Raw genomic sequence first — 19,541 nt, 5'->3', positions numbered from 1 at the left:
GTTAAAGTAAGTCATGGATAGAAAAAGTGTTTACACTGCACGCCGCCGTGGTGCCGCTTGTTGGACTATCTGTTCAAACATGGCCGCAGTGCTCAGCGCTTCACCCGCAGTGGCTTGTTCATCTTCCTCTTCATCTACGCCGACCGCATGGAGGGTGAAACTAGAGCTATTGGCAAGGAAATCGGCTTCGTTGTATTCGTAAATCGACCACTCGCCCCATTTGTACTCGAGCGCGGTCAGGCTTTCGACCCAATCCCCGGAATTGAGGTAGGTGACGGGTTTACCCTGGCGCTCCAAGGTTTTGATCTGGGCGCGGTGAATGTGGCCGCAGACCACATAGTCATAGCCTTTTTCCGCAGCCAGTTCGATGGCTTTTTCTTCAAAATCATCTACAAATTTGATGGCTTCTTTGACGCTGTATTTGATTTTTTGCGAAAAAGACAAACGAGGCAAACCCAAAAAGACCCGAATTTTATTGACCCAGCGGTTGAATAAAATCAGGTAATCGTAACTTTTGCCCCCTAACTTGGCAATGAAAGGAGAATATTTGATGAAGATGTCGAAAATATCGCCGTGAAAGATCCAGTAAGATTTGCCTTTGATTTGTAATTCGAGGGTATCGCGCAGGTGAATGTTGCCCGAAGAAAAATTGGAGTAACGTCGCAATGCGTCGTCGTGATTCCCGGTGATGTAATACACCTGGGTACCTTTGGCCGCCATGCGCAAAATGCGCTGAATGATTTGCAGGTGCTCCTGAGGAAAGTAGTTTTTCCGAAATTGCCACATGTCAATAAAATCGCCATTGAGCACCAGGGCATTTGTTTTGATGTGTTTCAAATAATTCAAAAGCTCTTTGGCGTGGCAACCATAAGTTCCTAAATGAATATCTGACAGTATTACAAGATCGAGTTCCTTTTTCATTTTGCAAATCACATGAGATCGTCCGTATTTGACAAAACAAAAGTCAGCACTCAATATTAACTGTATGTGAATATTTGATTATGAAATGATTAAAATTCAGTAAGAAATTGACCTTGCTCCAAAATTTGCATATTTGTAAAAATTGGAACAAGGTTAAAATCAATTGGCGGGTACCAAAATACGCGTGAACTGCGGCCCTGGTGCGGATACTGGGTCGAGGAAAATGGTGTCTTGTGCAATGCGTTGAATACGTGATACTTGTGGGCCATCTTTCAACTGCATCACCAGCTCTTTTCCGTTGTTTTGCACATGCCAATTGCCTTTTTGCAGGGTATCATCCAAGCTGAATACAGCAGATCCATCATCGAGCAGATCAATCTTAGCCATCCGCAGTGCCAGCATCATACTCTCCATGTAACTGCGTTGGGTTGGGTCGGCTTGGTTGCGCAGGTTCTCCTTTTTCATGGAATCCAGATCGTAACGCCAACTTCCAATCAATTCTTTTTTCACCTTGGGCCCTTGACACCCACAAAGTAAGATCAAAAAGAACAAAAACAGGGTACTGAGATTTCGGGACATAATAGTTCTTTTGGATGTTTTTAAAATCAGGGATTATATGGAGTTGAGAAGTTGAGAGGGTTGAGAAGTTGAGGCTACCGCGAGCGATTTTGACCATCTTGTCTAAGCCGCTTGCGGTAGCCTCAACTTCTCAACTCCTCAACCTATCAACTATTCAACTATTTGCCGCAGGTTTTGGCGGAACGCCCGAGGGCTGGTTCCTACCACCAAACGGAACTGCTTGTTGAAATGCGACAGGTTGTTAAAGCCACTGTCAAAACTGACTGCAGCAATGCTCAAATGCTCATTGGCCAGCAAACGACAGGCATGAGCAACCCGCACTTCGTTGACAAAATGGGTGAAAGTTTTGCCCGTCAATCGTTTGAAATAGCGACAAAATGCGGGCACAGTCATATTTACTCGACGGGAAACTTCGTCCAGAGTCACTTCTTGTTGAAAATTGGCTTCCACGTATTCGTACACTTCCTGGATGCGTTCCAGGTGCTGCGCCTGGACATCAAAAGCAAAACCATCGGCATTCAGGGAACTGAATTCTTCAGTTTTTCCCAGTTCACGCAGCACTTTGAGCAATTCCACCAAACGGTCGAAAGGTTCCATATGCGCCATTGCCTGCAATTGGGCACCAGCCCATTCACGCGTTTTGCCATGAAAAATGATGCCTTTGCGCGAACGTTCGAAGAGGTGGTGTACCTCACGCATTTCAGGAGCTTTGAGGAACTCTTTGCCCAAAAAATCCTCTTTCATTTGTACTACGATTTCAACCTGGTCCTTAAAATGACCTTCTGTAAAGCCCAGGTGAGGCAAATTAGGGCCAAGAAAAATCAGGTCGCCGTCTTCGTAATAGGAGATGTGGTTGCCAATGTGCCGCTTGCCCTTCCCTTTGGAAATGTAGACAATTTCGTATTCAGGGTGAAAATGCCAAAAGGGCTTATAGACAGGATCCAGGTCCGTAAATTCCCTGATTGCAAAGGAACTGCCAAATACGGGATCAATCTTTTCTAAAAGTGGTTTCATACACAATACTTGAACTAAAACTAAATTAACTTCTTTTAGACGGAAAAATTGTTAAAAAGTCAAATTTGCACCATAAAAACGCCTGGACTTGCCAAGAAGTTGCTTGGTATTGTCGAATGGATGTAAAAAATTAACCCAAACTTTGCTAAGATTTAAAATCAAAATAAGCCCTGTTTTAACGAACTGGGCTACCTTTGGAAAGTTTTACTATTAGACAAAAAAGTTAATTCTAATCAAATTTATGGTCAAAGTAGCTGATCTGTTGGTTGTTGGCGCAGGCATTTTGGGGACTGGACATGCCTTGCAGGCCTTGCGCAAAGGCTATACGGTGATTTTAACCGAAAAAGACAATGCACCCCAGGAGGCTACGGTGCGCAATTTTGGTCAGGCTGTTATTTCTGGCCTGTCTGCTGGCAAATGGCAGCAATATGGTTTGGACAGTTTGGCGTTGTATCAGAGCATCCAAGCGGAGTTTGATCTGGGCTTGCGCAACAATGGGTCTTATTATATTGCCTCTAATCTAGGTGAGCTGCAATTGATCGAAGAACTTTACCAAATCAATCAACAGAACAATTACCCTTGCCAGTGGCTCAGCAAAGCGGAGTGTTTACAACGTTTGGCGCCATTGCGGGAAGATTATTGTCTGGCTGCCTTGTATTTTCCCCTGGAGCTCAGCATCGAGCCTCGTACCATGATTCACCGTTTGTTGGAGTACCTGAAAAAAAAATATCCGGATACCTTCACTTATCTCCCCAACACCCCAGTAGTAGCCTGCATCTCAGAGAATGGGTCGGCAAAGGCAGAAACCAGTACAGGATTGTATTTGCAGGCAGAAAAAATCATCATCTGCTCGGGGCGCGAGTTTCGATTCCTCTATCCCGAGCTTTTCCGCAGCAGCAATCTGGTGGTTTCCAAATTACAAATGATGCAAACCTATCCCATGCCAGCAATTGCCCTGCCGGGCAATATCCTAACTGGTTTGTCGATCCGGCGGTATGAAAGTTTTCAGCAATGCCCTTCCTGGGCGAGTAAAGACGATAGTGTTTATGCTCAAGCCTTGCTGGATTATGGCATCCACATTCTTTTTAAACAAGCCATCGACGGATCCATCATCATCGGTGATTCACATGAATATGCCTCAGCCGCAGAGGTAGATCAACTGGGATTTGATACCAATCAGGAAATCAATGAACTCATCCTGGAAGAAGCCAAACGTATCCTGAATTTGCCCAATTGGAACATTCACAAATACTGGAATGGGTACTATGCCCAGGTCAAAGGGGCGGATTTGTTTCACCACCATATTGACGAACACATTCAAATTGTCACCGGCATTGGGGGCAAGGGTATGACTTCAGGAATAGGTTTGGCCGGAGCCATCATTCAACAAACTTGGTCATGATGAAAAATAAAATCAAACTTGTCGCTTTTGATATGGCGGGTACAACCGTTCGTGACGAACATGAAGTGGAACACTGCTTTCGGCAGGCTGCGCTACAAACCGGGCTGGAAATGAGCGAGGCTGAAATTTTGGCTGTACAGGGTTGGGGCAAGCGCTTTGTTTTTGAAACCTATTGGGAACGGCAATTGGGTCAACGAGATGAAAATTGGTTGCAGCAAGTAGAAAATTCATTCTACACTTTCACTCAAATACTTGAAAACCATTATCTTACTCAGCCTATTGAGCCTACTGAAGGAGCTTTAGAGGTCTTTGCCTTTTTGCGCGAGCAAGGCATCAAAATAGCGCTGACTACTGGCTTCTACCGCAAGGTAAGCGACATCATTTTGGAGCGTTTGGGGTGGTTGCAGGGACTGAACGAGCTGTACATCAACACTGGAAATGCAGTGATAGATTGCTCTATTACCAGTGATCAGGTTGCCAGTGGGAGGCCCGCGCCAGATATGATTTTCAAGGCCATGCAGCTGCTGAAAATTGAATCTGCCGCGAATGTACTGTCGGTTGGGGATACCCCCTCTGATATCCAGGCAGGTCACAATGCCCAGCTTGAGCATAGTTTGGCGGTCGCCAATGGGACGCATCCCGCGGATTTGCTAATTCCTCACCAACCAACAAAAATGTTAGGTACTCTACGGGATTTGATCCCTTATTTGAAAGAAAATGATTTGTGCTAATTTTTTTTGAAAAAAATTTAGTAATTTACAGAAACTATTTAGTTTTGCACCGCACTATTTGCAAAAAGTTGCATGTGGTTCAAAAAAGCGCTGGTTTTTTTACTGTTTTTTGCTAGAAAGAGACAATGCGTGTTTTTTTTGTGCAAAAAAATAACTTAGTTCGCTTTTTTGTTTGCATCTTAAGAAGATTACTTTTATATTTGTCCAGTGTTTCTTTTGACTGAGGTCCGTTCCTACAACTAGGCGAAGTCAATAACAAATTGTTGTTATTGACTTCGAGAATTTCGAAAAAGAACATTAACTGGGGTTTAGTTTTACTTAGGGCCGGGGAACTTATTGATCCTCGGTCTTTTTTTTTATACTAAAGTTGTTATCTGGTGTTTAGTTTATTATTTTTATCCATACATTCTGTGGATTAAATAGGACTCCTGCCTATTTTTCTTTCCCTGTCTTCATTTAGCCTAAAACTTTTTTATGAAAAAATTGCAACCTTTAGGGCTCTTGCTCCTCTTGTTCCTGGTAGGAAGTTGTGCGGTAAAAGTTCCACAACAACGTATACCACAGCCCATCGACTTCATCATTCTTCAACTCAACGACGTTTACGAGATAGCCCCACTGGAAGGTGGCAATGCGGGTGGTTTAGCCAGAGTCGCCAGCATTCGGAAAGAACTGCTCAAAGAAACCCCTAATGTAGTTACCGTCATTGCTGGGGATTTCCTTTCACCTAGCCTTACGGCAAATCTCAAGTTGGAAACCGGGGAAAAAATTGCTGGCCTTCAAATGGTCGAAACCCTGAACACCATGGGGCTGGACTATGCCACTTTTGGCAATCATGAATTTGACGAAAGGGACTCAGCGCTGATCCAGAAGCGCTTCAACCAGTGCTCTTTCCGTTTTGTGAGTGCCAATGTGCGGCGGGTGTATACTGGGGGAGCCATTGCGCCTTTCAAACAAACTGTCAAGGGAAAAACCGAACTCGTTCCCGATTTTATCAATCATACCTTTAAAAATAGCGCGGGTGACTCCATGAAGCTGGCCTTCACGGGCGTATTGTTGCCTTTTACAAAACGACCTTATGTGCATTATTTGCCACTGGAAGAAAACTTTCGCCGTGCCGTTGCCCAAGCCAAAACCCAGAGTGATGTAGTGGTAGCGTTGACTCACCTTGCTGCTGCCGACGATCGGGCACTGGCTGCTGCGGTGCCGGGTGTGCCCCTCTTCATCGGCGGTCACGACCACGACCATCAGGATCACTATGTAGAAAACACCATCATCACCAAGGCAGATGCCAACGCAAAAACGGTGTATATTCACCGCTGTAGGTTTGATCCCAACTCAAAATTGGTGCGGATTCAATCTTCACTTAAATATGTCAATGCCTCAATCCCTGCTGACCCTGCAACGGAGGCGGTAGTGAACAAATGGGTATCGAAGGTAGACCAAACGCTCCGCAACAATGGCTATCAACCCGAGCAAAAAATTGCTACGCTACGCGAACCCCTCGAATGTAAAGAAACGGATATCCGCAGCCGCCAAACCAATTTTGGCGCTATGACTACCCAAGCCATGGAATACGCCATGCCGGGCGCTGATGCCTATTTGATCAACTCTGGTTCCATGCGCATGGACGATAATCTGACGGGTACAATGACGGTATACGACGTTGTGCGCTCTTTCCCATTTGGTGGGGGCTTCGCCCGTCAGGAAATTCCGGGGTCAGAATTGAAAAATTTACTGGACAATGGCCTGAAAAAGAACAAAACCGAAGGGGGCTACTTACAGGTGAGCCACATCAGCGAAGTGAACGGTAACTGGCAGATCAATGGTAAACCCATCGACGATAAACAAATCTACAAACTGGTGATTTCTTCTTTTGTAGCGGCGGGTAGTGAAGCCAACCTGGGCTTTATGGGCAAATACAAAGCGGATGAACCCAAAATGTTGACCACCACCAAAGGCAAACAAATCAAAAACGACGTCCGGGATGTGGTGATTGAGTACATGTCGACGGCTTATTAGTTCAATAACCCAAATTTGGGCTGGTCATTTCAAACACAAAGTGCCTTGATTTTCGTCAAGGCACTTTGCATTTTTACACTATGGAAATTGTAATAAAGGTCAAGCAATCTTTGTGACCCGGTTTAGGCCGGGTCTTTTTTTTGGAAGCTGTTTGAATTTACATCACGGGCTGCAAAGGGTCTATTTAAGGCCAAATATCGTTCCAAAAATGCTCATTTAGCGCTGCTAAACTCCGCTTTTTGTGCCTCATTTGACCTAAAATAGCCTCCTTTTCGCTTCCGCGATATAAATTCAAACAGCTTCTTAACTTTTACTTGCCGCTTTTTCTACAGCTTTCCATACGCGCAGTACGTTTTTGGAGCAAATTTTGGCGATGTCTTCTTCGCTGTAGCCGCGTTTCAACAATTCAAAAATCAGGTTGGGGTATTGGGATACGTCTTTGAGTCCAGTGGGCAGAGAATCACCTACCCCGTCAAAATCAGAACCTATTCCCACATGGTCAATTCCGATCAGTTTCACCACATGATCAATGTGATCGGCTACTGTTTTTACGTCGGCGTACAATTTTGGATTCTTTTTGCCAAACTCTTCGATGAGTGGTTTCGCCGCAGCGTCAGAATCTTTTAGACCAGCTTTTTTGAGGATCTCGTTGAGCTCGTCGCGTTTTTTGTTGTTGTATTCCGGGATTTTGGAGTCCAGAAAGGTAGAGCCAAAATTGATTTGGATGACGCCACCATTTTTACCCAAAGCCTTTAGTTGATCATCACTCATGTTGCGTTGCCAGCCTGGGGTGAACTTGCGGCAGGAAGAGTGAGAAGCGATGACCGGGACTTTGGTGAGTTTAACTACGTCAAAGAAAGAACTATCGGAAATGTGCGATACGTCTACCATGATGCCTACCCGGTTCATTTCTTGCACTACTTTTTCACCAAAAGGGCTCAGGCCATTCCAGGTTCCAGTTGTATCGTAAGAAGAATCACAAATCTGGTTGTCTTTGCCGTGTGTGAGGGTGATGTAACGAATACCCCGACGGTGAAAGTAGGCCACATTGGCGAGGTCGTCCATCATCGGGGCACCGTTTTCCATACCCATAGGCAGTGAGATCAAGCCTTGTTTAAAATTGGCTTCTACCTCAGCAGGGGAGAGGGCAAGTCTAAACTTGTCGGGGATCTCGCGGGCAATGCCACTGACCATGTCGATCAGAGAATCGGCCAAAAGTTTGGCTTTGCCATTGAGCTGGTAGGAGGAAGGGATGTAAATTGACATGAAGGGGCAACTCAGGCCTCCTTTTTTGGCGCGCACATAATCGAAGTCACCTTCCTTGGTTTCCACTGGAATCCCGATGTATTGGCGGGTCAGTTGGAAATTGGTCACTTTGAGCCGGTAAGGCAAATCTACGTGTCCATCGATGATGATGTACTTGTGGGCCAATTGGTCGGCCAAAGCACGGGTAGCTTCGTCCGATTGGTTTTTTAGGGCTACCTTGGGTGAACAACTCCAGCTCAACACCAAGAGTAGACAGAGGTAGGGCAATTTTCTGAGCATGTCTGCAAAATTTTAAAAACAAAGTAGTTTTGTGAAAATGACTTATTCAGTCTATTTGAGTTGGAAATGTAGCTACTTTTCGGCGTTTTTGCGTCAAAATCGATGCGAGTTCTTTTAATTTACATGCAAGAAAAACGCAACTGTTCAATCATAATCTAAAGAGTGAATCATGTTTGGAAAAATCCTAGTCCCAACCCTATGTATTTTGGTTTTTGGTCTAAAAGGTTTTGCACAAAGTCCGGTCAAAGCGAAACCGGTTTACTGCGACAACTTACCTAGTGCTTACGATGCCAAAGCCAAACCCAAAGCTTTGCCCGTTTTTAACACCAAAACCGGACTGGAATACCGGGTGCAGGTAGCTGTACTCAAAGATACCGACCCCCGCAATTACCATTTTCACAATAGCCTGGCCGCCCGTTATCAGCCCTGTGAGCAGGTGTGGATTGTGGAGTCTAAAAAAACTTTTAAAAGCCGAGCCGAAGCAGAACGCCTGAAAGCAGAGTTGGAAAGGTTGGGGTACCCGGGGAGTTACATCACGACGATTGTGTCGTATGAGTAGGTAAAGAAGGTTCCGGGGGGCAAAAGTTTAAGCACCTAAAATCACGGAGTGATTCAATCTTGAATAGCCGCGGTCGTCCGCGGTAGAATCCCAAGCTGAATGTTTCGTAACCGCGGTAGCGGTTGAACAAATTAGTGCGAAATTCAACCGCTACCGCGGTTGCAAAACGGCGCAAAACGGCTAAATCCGCGGACGACCGCGGCTATTCAAGATTCAACCGCTGCCGCGGTTGGGGGTAAAATTCGCGAAGAATCTTGTTGCTAATGCTTTATTTCGTGCTATGCATTAGTGCTTCATTACTCGCTGCGTCACGATGCCTTTCTCCGATTTCACCTGCACAAGATACATCCCTGCTTGCAAAGCCGACAAATCCACCTGATTGCTCCCTTTCGCTGTCAGCAGCAATTGTCCATTGGTACTGTATACAGAAACTTGCGGTAGTTCTTCCCCGTAATTTTTAATCTTTACGACGTCACTAGTGGTGGTTGGAAAAATCTGTGGCCGTATTCCAACTCCCTCCAGGGCAACAAACACCACCTTAGAAAACTCAAAACGCCCATCGAAATCCACCTGCTTGAGGCGGTAATAGTTTCCGGCGCTACCTGGATTAAGGTGTTGAAAGTTATAGGTGCGCCCTTCTGCAGTAGTGCCGTATCCCTCTACGAAACCGAGTGCCTGCCACTGGATTGCATCGCTGCTTTGGAGCACTTCGAAGCCCTGGTTGTTGGTCTCACTGGAGGTACGCCATTCCAACTGCACGGATTTCTCCTGGGCTGTGGCTTGAAAAGCACTCAACTCCACCGGAAGTACACTTGGGCCACTTACCCAATTGGAATTGCTGCCACTCAAACTAAAATTATTCAGGGTCCCATTGTTATTGTTTCCAGTTGCATCTGTCAAGGTGGTAACACTGGAATTGTTGCCATTGGCGGTACCCTGATTGAAATGATAGGCGGCTACCAGGCCAGTTCCAGATGATATTGCCGAGTTCATGGAGGCCTGGATTTGGGCTTGGGTACGGGCTACATTCCAGATGCGAACCTCGTCGATAGACCCATTGAAATATTGACCAGCACCGGGGCCGCCTTCACCAATTAACACATTTGAATCTTGATTGACGATGGAATAGCCCGACTGGGAGGCTTTGGCGACGCCGTCCAGATATACAGTTGCGGTTCCTGCGGATAAAGTGAAAGCTACGTGGTGCCAGATTCCATCGGCTACATTGACTCCAGTACTCAAATCCCCCACATTGTACAAATGGGAAATGAGGATGTTGTTGCTCAGGTAGAGGCCATAAGCCCACTGCTTGGTAATAATGGCGCGATACCCGGAGGCAGGATTGGCTTTGATCCAGGCTTCGAGGGTAATAGAATTGGATTGAAAAGCCGCAGGGTTTCCGCAGTTGATAAAGTCATTAGAGCCATCAAAATTTAAGGCATTGTACTGCGCCTGGGCTTGACAAAGGAAGAGGGTAAATAAAGCAGTCAGGATTGTTGATTTTTTCATGTGCTACCCATTTAGAGGAGTGGTTAGCACAAAGAAGCGGATTCATCCAAGAGGGATTAAAAAGAAGGGCTTGACAAAAAGATGACAACTTCCCCGACTTGGATTATTCATTTAACAATTAGGATATTACAAAAGCAGAAAATTGATAGGTATTAAAGGGCAGATCTATGGAGATTCTGCCTCCATTTTGCGCCGCAAACGGAGCCTGGTCTGATGAATGGTGTTTTTGTTGACCCCCAGCATATTGGCCATATCGGCGGTACTTAAGCCCAATTTTTCAAGTACCAGCAGGCGGGTTTCGGCGTGGGTAAGGTCAGGGAATTGCTCTTTTTGCGCGGCGATAAAGCCGGGATGTACTTTTTCAAATAGGCCTCGAAATTTTGTCCAATCAGCTTCGGTAAGGATGGTTGCCGTGGTCAATTGTTCCAGATAATCGCTGTGTTTGCCTTGCTGGGCCAATTTTTCGTTTTCGAGGCGGAGGTTTTCCACCAGTTCCGATTTTTCCCGAAAACCTTGAGTCAGTGCTTCCAGACTGGCTTTAGCGGCGCTCAACTCGATTTCTTTTTGGCGGCGTTGGGCTCGAAAATACTGATAGCGCCAGCCCATTAAAATCAGCAGGATGGCGAAGGCGGAGAGGCCGAGTTTTTGCTGCAATTGCTTTTCCTTTTCTAACAAGTGCAATTGTTCAGCATGTTTTTCGGCCTCGAAGCGCAGCTGGATTTGGGTCAGTTTTCGAGCGTCATTTTTTCGATCGAGGCTATCCTGTAAAGTTTGTGCAAGGTGGGTATAGCGCAAAGCCTCCACCGCCTGGCCACGCAGCTCATAGTAGTTGGAGTAATGCTGGTAGAGCCGAAGGGGTTTGAAATACTCCAATTGACCTAGTGGTTCCAGTTTTTCTTTGATGAAAGTGGCACGATTCAACAGTGTTTCTACTTCATCTAATTTGCTGAACTTTAGTTTGACGGAGATCAACACCTGCAAGGCATCGTACTCGGCCTGGTAGGGCGCTACGGCATCCGTTGCTTCTTGTACCTTGCTCAGGGTATAGCCTAGATTGGCAAAGTGTTCACTTTGGTTGAAATTGACCTGCTCAGTGAGCAAATCGGCAATTTCAATAGCCGCAAAACCTTTCCAAAAGCGATTCCACCACTGGCTATCCGGATTGTTGGGTTTGAATTTTTGGTGAAAATGCAGGATTTTTTCCGCATACTGGATGGACTTTTTGAAGTCTTTTTTTCGCTTCCAATAAGTTTGTAAATAGCTCAAGGCCTGGGTATAATGGTGCCCGCCCTCCACAGTTGGCTGGATAAAGCGCTCTTCGACGGAGAGGTATTGAAAGGCCTGCTCAAAATCCCCCAATTCCCACATGAAATGGTTGAGATTGAACAAAATGGCGTCTACCCCGTAATCCTTGAATTTTTCAAAACCAATGGCCCGCATCCGTTCGAAGGTTTTTTGAACCTCCACGTAGCGCTCTTCATAGCTCAGTTTGTTGGCAGGACTAAGGTCATTGGACAAATAATGGTGGGCGACGACTTCCTCTACCTCAAAGCCCCGTTTTTTGGCTTCGGTTTCTATTTCCTGATGAAGTTCCCGTACGCTTCTTCCTCCAGGCATACTGAACCCTTCGTTCCCGGCAATTTGCCCCAGGTAGTATTTTATGGCAAGTACACTGTGGTGGTCTTTTTTGGCTTCAGCGATGACCAACATACGCCCCAGTAAGCTTGATTGTTTTGCACCACTGCTCATTTTCCAAAAAGGGTAATCGTGTACAAAACGGTAACGTTCCGCAGGATTGAAATCTCGGAATGCCTGCTCATCCCAGGCTTCCTTAGCAGCGGAAATGTGCTGAAGGCCGAAGAAAAAAAGGAGTACGAATAGGTAGCGCAATAGTTTGGGTGTAAAATGATCGCTTCAAAAATAGGGAACTTATCCCAATAGTTGACCAGAGAGGTGTGGAGATGAAACGTATAAAAATTACAGTCCCATGTCAAGGATAGCAGCATATAATAAAGAGCCCAAAATCAGCGCCAAAATCAAAAAATTCAAAAAAGCCCCTATTGCCTTAAAATAGCGGAGTTTTTCTTTTCTAATCAGACTAACTGCAGCAAATATTACTCCTAAAAGACAGGTGATTTCAATGCTCCAAACAAGTATCTCGGGAGAATAACGATAGTAAAAAAAGCGGGTCCAGATAAATAGTAAGATAAAGAAAAATGAAGCCAGGATGGAAAAGGAAAAAGATAAAATTGAAAATACCTTTCCTGGAACTGGTTTTTCGGGTTCGACTTCGTCAAGGACTTCACGCATTTGTTCCTGGTTTTTATTGCTGCTCTGAATTTTTCTTGATGTGGGTTAAAACCCGATTATGAATGGCATGGACGATCTCGTTGCTCCACAACTGCCAATAAAATGCGGGTTTGATGCGGTGATGGTACCAGGTTGTTCCTTCCAGCAGGGTTTTGCCGTTGGGCAAGGCCGTCAATTTAAATTGCCCTTGTTTGGACACAAAAAAATCGTGAAGGTGAGGTGCATCGATGTCCCAAAAACTCAGCTCTTTCATCGGCTCGGGTTGGTCGAGCACGTCGAATTTTAAAAGTCGGGGTTCATCCCAAACCGTGATGGGTTCTACAAAACTCCCGGTGGTGAAATTGCAGTGCCGGATTGCACCTACTCCCGTGCCTTCAATTTTGGCGTTGATGGGATAGGCAATGCCCGTTTTAAAAATGAATTCGCTGGGTTCCTCCAGTTGAGGGAATTCAACCACGTTTTTCCAGACGGTTTGAGGATCGGCGTCTATTTCAATGGAGCTGACCACGGTAGTCAGTTTGATGTCTTGTTCTTTTTCTACAAAAGCTAAACCGGGGATAGCACAAAGCAGAACCAACATTGCGGTTGGCGCATTGCCCGGGGTGTTTTTGATGATGGCGTAGCCGATCAGGCTGCCAATCCAGGTGAAAAACAAGCCGATTGGAGCAGCCATGGCAACACACAAGAGGCCTTCGATGGCAAAAATGATTAAGGCAAGGGTAAAAACCAAAAGGCTCAGGAATGCTATGGATGCGGCCTCCCGGCTGCTGATTTCTTTTTTTATGCCGTATAAAATGCACGGCGCTGCACCGATAAACAATGGGGTCAACATGAATAAGGCCAGGCCGTATTCCCCAATTTGATAAATTCCCCAGAGGGTCAATAGCCCTGCTAATAAGACGGTTACGCCGATGGCGAGGCACTTGCGAGTAAAATCGTTTTCAGGGAGTATTTTTTGGAGGAGCTGGCGCATAGTGTTGGTGGTTTTAGGGTTATATCAAGGGTGTAGGTGTGAAAGTAGGGAATTTTGCTGGAGTTTTTAAGGGGAATTTTTTACCCAATCACTCTCTTGATTTTTTTAACAGCCCTCGCCTTTCCTGCAATCTATCTAACGCAGCGATAGCTAATTTTTTACAATCCCAATCAATCATTTCTGGTGTAACAACCCAAAACATGAAATCAATCACGGGTATCTCGCTACCCTTGCAACCCTCAATCTGGTAGACTAATTGCTCATCTGCGGCATGCGACATGATGATTACTTCCAATTTTTCATAATGTTGTTTGGCCAAGCCCCAAAACGCATAACCTCTAACAGCTGGATTGGGGTGCTCGACCAGCTCAAGCAATTCTTCCGAGCTTGCCTTTATATACAATTCCACAAACCGGAGATATTGTGGGGTTTTTGCCGCCACAATTGACACCGCATCTCCATGAATTTCATTTTTCTCGGCAATGTCTTTGACGATTTTGCGGATGGGTTTGCTGATTTTTTGTGGGTCGTAAGTGGATGTCGGGCTTTGCGCGGGGAGGAGCGGGGGTAAGACTATGAAAGATAAAAATAGGTGGATGAAGGTTTTATTCATTGGAATTGCAATTGGTTCATGTATACAAGGGAATCGTCTATTCGTCGAGCGAGCCCTGAAGGGGCGGCATCTCTTGGCCGGATGATGCCGCCCCTTCAGGGCTGGCGAGAAGGTGCATCATTCTTGTCTATCGAAAGGGCGCTGCCCATTCTTCAGAGATGTCGCCCCTTCAGGGCTAATCCGATCTGCAAAAAAACTCAATACCCCAACACCTTCCCCATCTCCACAGCCACCTTCTCCGCGCTCAACAACATCTCTCTTTCTAATACTTCACTTAACGGGATTGCCGGAACATTCGCTGCTCCAATGGTCACCACTGGAGCATCCAGGAATTTAAAGCAGTTCTGTTGAATGCGTGCGGCGATGCTTTGGGCAAAACTACAATTTACGGGCTCTTCGGTAATCACCAGCACCCGTCCGTGTTTTTTCGCTCCGGTATAAATTGCTTCTTCATCCAGTGGAGCAATGCTCCGCAAGTCGAGGATTTCAATGCGGCCGGGGTAACTTTTGGCCGCGTTCAAGGCCCAGTGCACACCCATGCCGTAGGTGACCACAAAGAGCGTATTGCTTGGAGCGCTGGCTTCCAGGGCCAATCGGGCTTTACCCAGGGGTACAATGTACTCTGCATCCGGCTCAATGACTTTAGCCGCTTCGGTGCCTTTTACTTTGGACCAGTACAAGCCCTTGTGTTCCAGCACGATTACCGGGTTGGGATCGTGGTAGGCCGCTTTCATCAGGCCTTTCATGTCGGCACCATTGCTAGGGTAGGCAATTTTGATGCCTCGGATATTGCTCAGCACCGATTCGACGCTGGAGCTGTGGTAAGGGCCACCACTGCCATAAGCACCCACTGGAATGCGAATCACACAACTCACGGGCCATTTGCCATTGGAGAGGTAACAAGAGCGACTGACCTCGGTGAACAATTGATTGAGCCCCGGCCAGATGTAATCGGCAAATTGCACCTCTACGATGGGTTTGAGTCCCAAGGCCGACATGCCAACCGTACTTCCCACAATAAATGCTTCTTGAATGGGCGTATTGAACACGCGTTCCTTGCCAAATTTTTGGGCCAAAGTAGCTGCTTCGCGAAACACGCCCCCCAGGCGCATACCCACATCCTGCCCGTACAGGAGGCACTCGGGGTATTTTTGCAGCAGCTCCTCTACGGCGTGCAGAGCACAGTCGACCATCAGGCTTTCTTCAGCTTGGGCGGGTTGGCGTTGGCCTTTTTCAGTGGTGACCGGAGTAGGCGCAAAATCGTGCAAATACAGTTCAGCAGGCGCGGGATCTTCCGCTTCCTGGGCCGCCGCAAAATCGGCCCGGACTTGGGCTTGAGCTTGTTGATGGATGCTTTCCAATTCATCTTCACTCGCCACGCCTTCTTCCACTAGGTGCTTCCAAAACAAGGGGAAAGGATCACGGGTGAGGTGGTAATCCATATCGTCGCGGTACCATTCCTTGCGCACCCCGGAGGTATGGTGACTCAGGAGGGGTACTTCTGCGTGCACCAAAAATGGCCGCCGTTCCTTGCGGATGGTATTGATGACCTCTCGCAGGGTTTCGTAACATTCAAAAAAATCGTTGCCACCAATACTGCGGGTTTCCAGGCCCTTAAACCCGGCCGCGTATTCGGCAGCGCTTTGGGCGCGTACTTCAGCGGCACTGGCGGAAATATCCCAGCCATTGTCCTGCACCAGGTAGAGGATGGGCAGTTTTTTCAACACCGCCATTTGCATGGCTTCCGATACCTCACCCTCGGTCATGGAGGCATCGCCAAGCGAGCAAACTACGATGGGTTTGTCAACAAGGTATTCTTTGGTCAAAGCCCGGGATTCCTTGTACCAAAAGCCCAAGGCTACCCCTGTGGCCGGAATGGCTTGCATGCCAGTGGCGGAAGATTGGTGCGGGATTTTAGGTTTGTCGGCATCCCTCAGACTGGGGTGCGAATAATAAGTGCGACCGCCGGAAAAAGGGTCGTCGCGTTTGGCCAACAATTGCAACATCAAGTCATAAGGCCGCATCCCGATGCTCAGCAACATGGCGTCGTCCCGATAATAAGGAAACAAATAATCCTGGGGCAACATTTGCATGCCCAACGCCAGTTGCACGGCTTCGTGCCCGCGGGAGGTAGCGTGGACGTATTTGGACACCAGCTTGAAGTTTTCTTCGTACAAGTCCGACATACTTTTGGCGGTAGCCATCAGTCGAAAGGCTTCAAGTAGTGTTTTGGACGGAATGGATAATTTGGTTTTAATAATGGTCATGGTTTATTTGGTTCGAATGCTTGGCCTTTTGTCAGGACTTTTTTATAGCTCGTTTTGCATACTCCGTCAACACCAATCTGCCACTTATGGCGGCCCGGTCTTCCAGGAATTGATCCCAATGATTGGTTCCTTCCCAAAAAATGGCTTTCAGTTCGCGCATGGCTTCGGGGCTGGATTGAGCGAGGTTGTGAGCCAGGACTTGTACACCTTGATCCAGTTCCAAAATGCTGGGGTAAACGTTGGCGAACAAACCACGTTCCATCGCCCAGTGCGCCGAGTACCATTCAGTAGCATTGATGGCCATTTGGGAAAAGGCAGAGGTGCCAATTTTGCGCTCTACCGCAGGCCCAACTACAAAAGGCCCAATACCTACGGCCAACTCGCTTAGTTTGACCGCAGCATCCTGCGTGGCCAGGCAGTAGTCACAAGCAGCAGCCAGGCCTACCCCGCCACCAACTGCTTTGCCCTGGATACGCCCGATCACCAGCTTGGGACTTTTGCGCAAGGCATTGATGACCTTGGCAAAACCCGTGAAAAAACGTTTCCCAGTAGCAAAATCTTCAATGGCTGCCAATTCATCAAAACTGGCTCCAGCACAAAAAGTACGGTCACCCGCACTTTTGAGGATGATGACCTTCGCTGCAGGGTCCTGACTGGCCTGCTCAATGGTTTCGCATAGTATTTGCAGCAGGGGGCTGGGCATGGAGTTGTGGGCGGGGTGATGAAAACTGATGACCCCAATTCCATTTTCGACATGATAGCCCACCTGGCCGGATTGAATCGTTGTTGACATACACTTTTGTTAGGAGTTGAGGAGTTGAGAAGTTGAGAAGGTTGGGGCTACCGCAGGAACTTAGACAAGGGCACTGTCTAAGTCGCTGCGGTAGTCTCAACTCCTCAACTTCTCAACTCCTCAACTTTTCTCACCATCGTGAGAATAGTGGCAATGGCCACCGTCTCATTCGTTTGGTCAAATACTTCTACCAACCATTTAACGATTCCTTTGGGCACATCGTTCTCATCGCGCTGCTCTTGGGCGATTTTTTCTTTCACAGTAAGGCGCACCCCGATGGTCATGCCGGGATAAACGGGTTTGGTGAAGCGGCATTCTTCCAGGCCATAGTTGAGCAAAACCGGGCCTTTGCGCGGTTCTACAAACATTCCCGCCGCTTTGGAAAGGATCCAATAGCCGTGGGCAACCCGGCGCTCGAAGGGAGTTCCTTCCAGCGCAGTTTCGTCCACATGGGCATAAAAATGATCTCCGGTTAGGTTGGCAAAATTGATGATGTCGCTTTCCGTGACCGTGTGTTTGTGCGTACTCAGGGTTTCGCCGATTTGCAGGTCTTCGAAGTATTTGCGGAAGGGGTGAATTGTTGCTTCGGGTTGGGCCCCACCCACCTGGTAAACTTCGGTGATCTGCCCCAGCATGCTTGGGTGCCCCTGAATGGCGGTGCGTTGCAGGTAATGTTTGATGCCCCGCAAACCGCCCAATTCTTCGCCGCCACCTGCCCTACCTGGGCCACCGTGAGACAACAAGGGCATGGGTGATCCATGGCCTGTGCTTTCCTTCGCACTAGCTTCATTGAGGATCAGGATACGCCCGTGGTAGGGGGCTGCTTCCATGACGTACTCCTGCGCAAAACGCGGATCGGCCGTGGCAATGGTGCTGACGAGCGAGCCTTTGCCCAGGTTGACCAATTCAATGGCTTCAGCCAAATTGCGGTAAGGCATCAAAGTGCTCACGGGGCCAAAAGCTTCAATTTGGTGGGTATTGGTGTATTTCGAGGGTTGATCGTTGCGCAAGAGAATGGGGGCAAAAAAGGCTCCTTTGGTTTTGTCGGCACCGAGTACTTCAAATTGGTCCAGGTTACCGAAGGCCAGGCTGGAATGTTGGAGCAATTTTTCCACCTGTTGGCGGACTTCCTGCTGCTGGGGTTTGCTGACCAAAGCACCCATACGTACCCCTTCAGTACGTGGATCGCCCAAGGTGGTTTGGGCCAGCATTTTGGACAAGGCATTTTGAACTGCTTCAATCCGGTCCTCAGGTACAAAAATGCGGCGAATAGCGGTACATTTTTGCCCGGTTTTGGCCGTCATTTCACGGCGAATTTCTTTGAGGAAAAGATCAAAATCCACACTGCCAGGTTCTACATCAGGCCCCAAAACAATGGCATTGAGGCTATCAGCTTCCATGTTGAAAGGAACGCTGTGCTGGATGATGCTGGGCAAAGCCCGCAATTGTTGGCCAGTTGCTGCCGAACCGGTGAAAGTGACAACGTCCTGCTCACATAAGTCATCAAGAATACCAACTCCACTGCCACAAACCAATTGTAGTGCACCTTCAGGTAAAATGCTGGAGGCGATGATGTCGCGCACCATAATTTCACTCAAATACGAGGTAACTTCGGAGGGTTTGACTACGGCGGGCATTCCTGCCAGCAAATTTGCCGACAATTTTTCCAACATACCCCAAATTGGGAAATTGAAGGCGTTGATGTGGATGGCAACCCCGTGTTTGGGCACCATGAGGTGATGGCCAATAAAACTACCTTCTTTCGACAATTTGGCCGCTTCGCCATCCAGGTACCAGCGGGTATCGGGTAACTTGCGCCGCAGGCTGGCGTAGGCAAAGAGCGTGCCGATGCCCCCATCGATGTCGATCCAGCTATCGGCCCGGGTGGCACCGCTACGATAACTTAAGGTATAGTATTTTTCCTTTTGTTCATTGAGGAACAAGGCCAGTGCCTTGAGCATTCGCCCGCGTTCCTGAAAGCTCATTTTGCGCAAGGCAGGCCCACCCACTTTGCGGGCGTAGTGGAGGGTGGCACTGTAGTCCAACCCTTCACTCCCGCAAGTACTAATGAGTGTACCATCGATGGCGTCAAATTGAGGGATACCCTCTCCATCATGGGGTACCCAGGCTCCCTGTAAGTAATTGTGGAGCTTGGTAGACATGTTTTGGTTCTATTTGGTCACGAACTGAGTAATACGAATGAATGTTCGTTTGCAAAGGTAGGTGATTTTTGGAATTCAGTACAATTAATTTGTGTTTTGTCGTAAGCTTTCAGGTTGGAGGTTGTATTTTACCTTTAATTTCAG

General features: G+C 47.3%; 16 protein-coding genes. 4 read left to right on the top strand and 12 right to left on the bottom strand.

The window, feature by feature from the left end; genetic code table 11:
- Positions 1–30 precede the first annotated feature (30 nt).
- The 3 genes from ACO08K_RS11790 to ACO08K_RS11780 form a co-directional block, all read right to left on the bottom strand.
- On the bottom strand, positions 31–921 hold the full coding sequence (locus ACO08K_RS11790) for a UDP-2,3-diacylglucosamine diphosphatase (protein ID WP_421796596.1): 891 nt from the start codon (positions 919–921) through the stop codon (positions 31–33).
- A gap of 159 nt (positions 922–1,080) precedes the next feature.
- Complete coding sequence (locus ACO08K_RS11785) at positions 1,081–1,500, bottom strand: hypothetical protein (RefSeq protein WP_421796595.1); 420 nt, start codon at positions 1,498–1,500, stop codon at positions 1,081–1,083.
- A gap of 150 nt (positions 1,501–1,650) precedes the next feature.
- Positions 1,651–2,514, bottom strand: coding sequence for a helix-turn-helix domain-containing protein (locus ACO08K_RS11780; protein WP_421796594.1), 864 nt, complete (start codon positions 2,512–2,514; stop codon positions 1,651–1,653).
- Between the two features lie 241 nt (positions 2,515–2,755).
- On the opposite strand from ACO08K_RS11780, the gene ACO08K_RS11775 reads away from it, so the two are divergent.
- The 3 genes from ACO08K_RS11775 (at position 2,756) to ACO08K_RS11765 (ending at position 6,666) form a co-directional block, all read left to right on the top strand.
- A complete protein-coding gene (locus ACO08K_RS11775; protein WP_421796593.1) occupies positions 2,756–3,916 on the top strand; it encodes a TIGR03364 family FAD-dependent oxidoreductase in 1,161 nt (386 codons plus the stop codon).
- Positions 3,916–4,647: an HAD family hydrolase gene (locus ACO08K_RS11770; RefSeq protein ID WP_421796592.1), complete on the top strand. Its 732-nt coding sequence runs from the start codon at positions 3,916–3,918 to the stop codon at positions 4,645–4,647. The genes ACO08K_RS11775 and ACO08K_RS11770 overlap by 1 nt, the downstream gene beginning before the upstream one ends.
- Before the next feature lie 474 nt (positions 4,648–5,121).
- A complete protein-coding gene (locus ACO08K_RS11765) occupies positions 5,122–6,666 on the top strand; it encodes a bifunctional metallophosphatase/5'-nucleotidase (RefSeq protein ID WP_421796591.1) in 1,545 nt (514 codons plus the stop codon).
- 303 nt (positions 6,667–6,969) lie between these two features.
- On the opposite strand, the gene ACO08K_RS11760 is transcribed toward ACO08K_RS11765, so the two are convergent.
- Complete coding sequence (locus ACO08K_RS11760; protein ID WP_421796590.1) at positions 6,970–8,211, bottom strand: dipeptidase; 1,242 nt, start codon at positions 8,209–8,211, stop codon at positions 6,970–6,972.
- Between the two features lie 169 nt (positions 8,212–8,380).
- Between ACO08K_RS11760 and ACO08K_RS11755 the strand changes: the two genes are divergently transcribed.
- A complete protein-coding gene (locus ACO08K_RS11755; protein ID WP_421796589.1) occupies positions 8,381–8,770 on the top strand; it encodes a hypothetical protein in 390 nt (129 codons plus the stop codon).
- 285 nt (positions 8,771–9,055) lie between these two features.
- Here ACO08K_RS11755 and ACO08K_RS11750 read toward each other — a convergent pair whose 3' ends face one another.
- The 8 genes from ACO08K_RS11750 to paaZ form a co-directional block, all read right to left on the bottom strand.
- On the bottom strand, positions 9,056–10,279 hold the full coding sequence (locus ACO08K_RS11750; RefSeq protein WP_421796588.1) for a LamG-like jellyroll fold domain-containing protein: 1,224 nt from the start codon (positions 10,277–10,279) through the stop codon (positions 9,056–9,058).
- A gap of 165 nt (positions 10,280–10,444) precedes the next feature.
- Positions 10,445–12,169, bottom strand: a complete 1,725-nt coding sequence (locus tag ACO08K_RS11745; protein WP_421796587.1) for a hypothetical protein — start codon at positions 12,167–12,169, stop codon at positions 10,445–10,447.
- Positions 12,170–12,256: 87 nt separating this feature from the next.
- Positions 12,257–12,589: a hypothetical protein gene (locus tag ACO08K_RS11740; RefSeq protein WP_421796586.1), complete on the bottom strand. Its 333-nt coding sequence runs from the start codon at positions 12,587–12,589 to the stop codon at positions 12,257–12,259.
- Between the two features lie 13 nt (positions 12,590–12,602).
- The gene (locus ACO08K_RS11735) at positions 12,603–13,562 is read right to left on the bottom strand and encodes an SRPBCC family protein (protein ID WP_421796585.1); all 960 of its coding nucleotides are present in this window, start codon (positions 13,560–13,562) and stop codon (positions 12,603–12,605) included.
- 88 nt (positions 13,563–13,650) lie between these two features.
- A complete protein-coding gene (locus ACO08K_RS11730) occupies positions 13,651–14,175 on the bottom strand; it encodes a hypothetical protein (RefSeq protein WP_421796584.1) in 525 nt (174 codons plus the stop codon).
- Between the two features lie 197 nt (positions 14,176–14,372).
- Positions 14,373–16,442 (bottom strand): alpha-ketoacid dehydrogenase subunit alpha/beta, encoded by a 2,070-nt coding sequence (locus ACO08K_RS11725; RefSeq protein WP_421796583.1) that lies wholly within the window; start codon positions 16,440–16,442, stop codon positions 14,373–14,375.
- A 31-nt stretch (positions 16,443–16,473) separates the two neighbouring features.
- Positions 16,474–17,235 carry an enoyl-CoA hydratase/isomerase family protein gene (locus ACO08K_RS11720; protein ID WP_421796582.1) on the bottom strand — a complete coding sequence of 254 codons (762 nt, stop codon included), beginning with the start codon at positions 17,233–17,235 and terminating at the stop codon, positions 16,474–16,476.
- Positions 17,236–17,339: 104 nt separating this feature from the next.
- Positions 17,340–19,397: a phenylacetic acid degradation bifunctional protein PaaZ gene (gene paaZ, locus ACO08K_RS11715; protein ID WP_421796581.1), complete on the bottom strand. Its 2,058-nt coding sequence runs from the start codon at positions 19,395–19,397 to the stop codon at positions 17,340–17,342.
- Positions 19,398–19,541 lie beyond the last annotated feature (144 nt).

Source organism: Haliscomenobacter sp., from assembly GCF_965225875.1.
In the GTDB taxonomy this organism is placed as follows: domain Bacteria; phylum Bacteroidota; class Bacteroidia; order Chitinophagales; family Saprospiraceae; genus Haliscomenobacter.
This window is presented reverse-complemented; position numbering and strand designations above follow the sequence as displayed.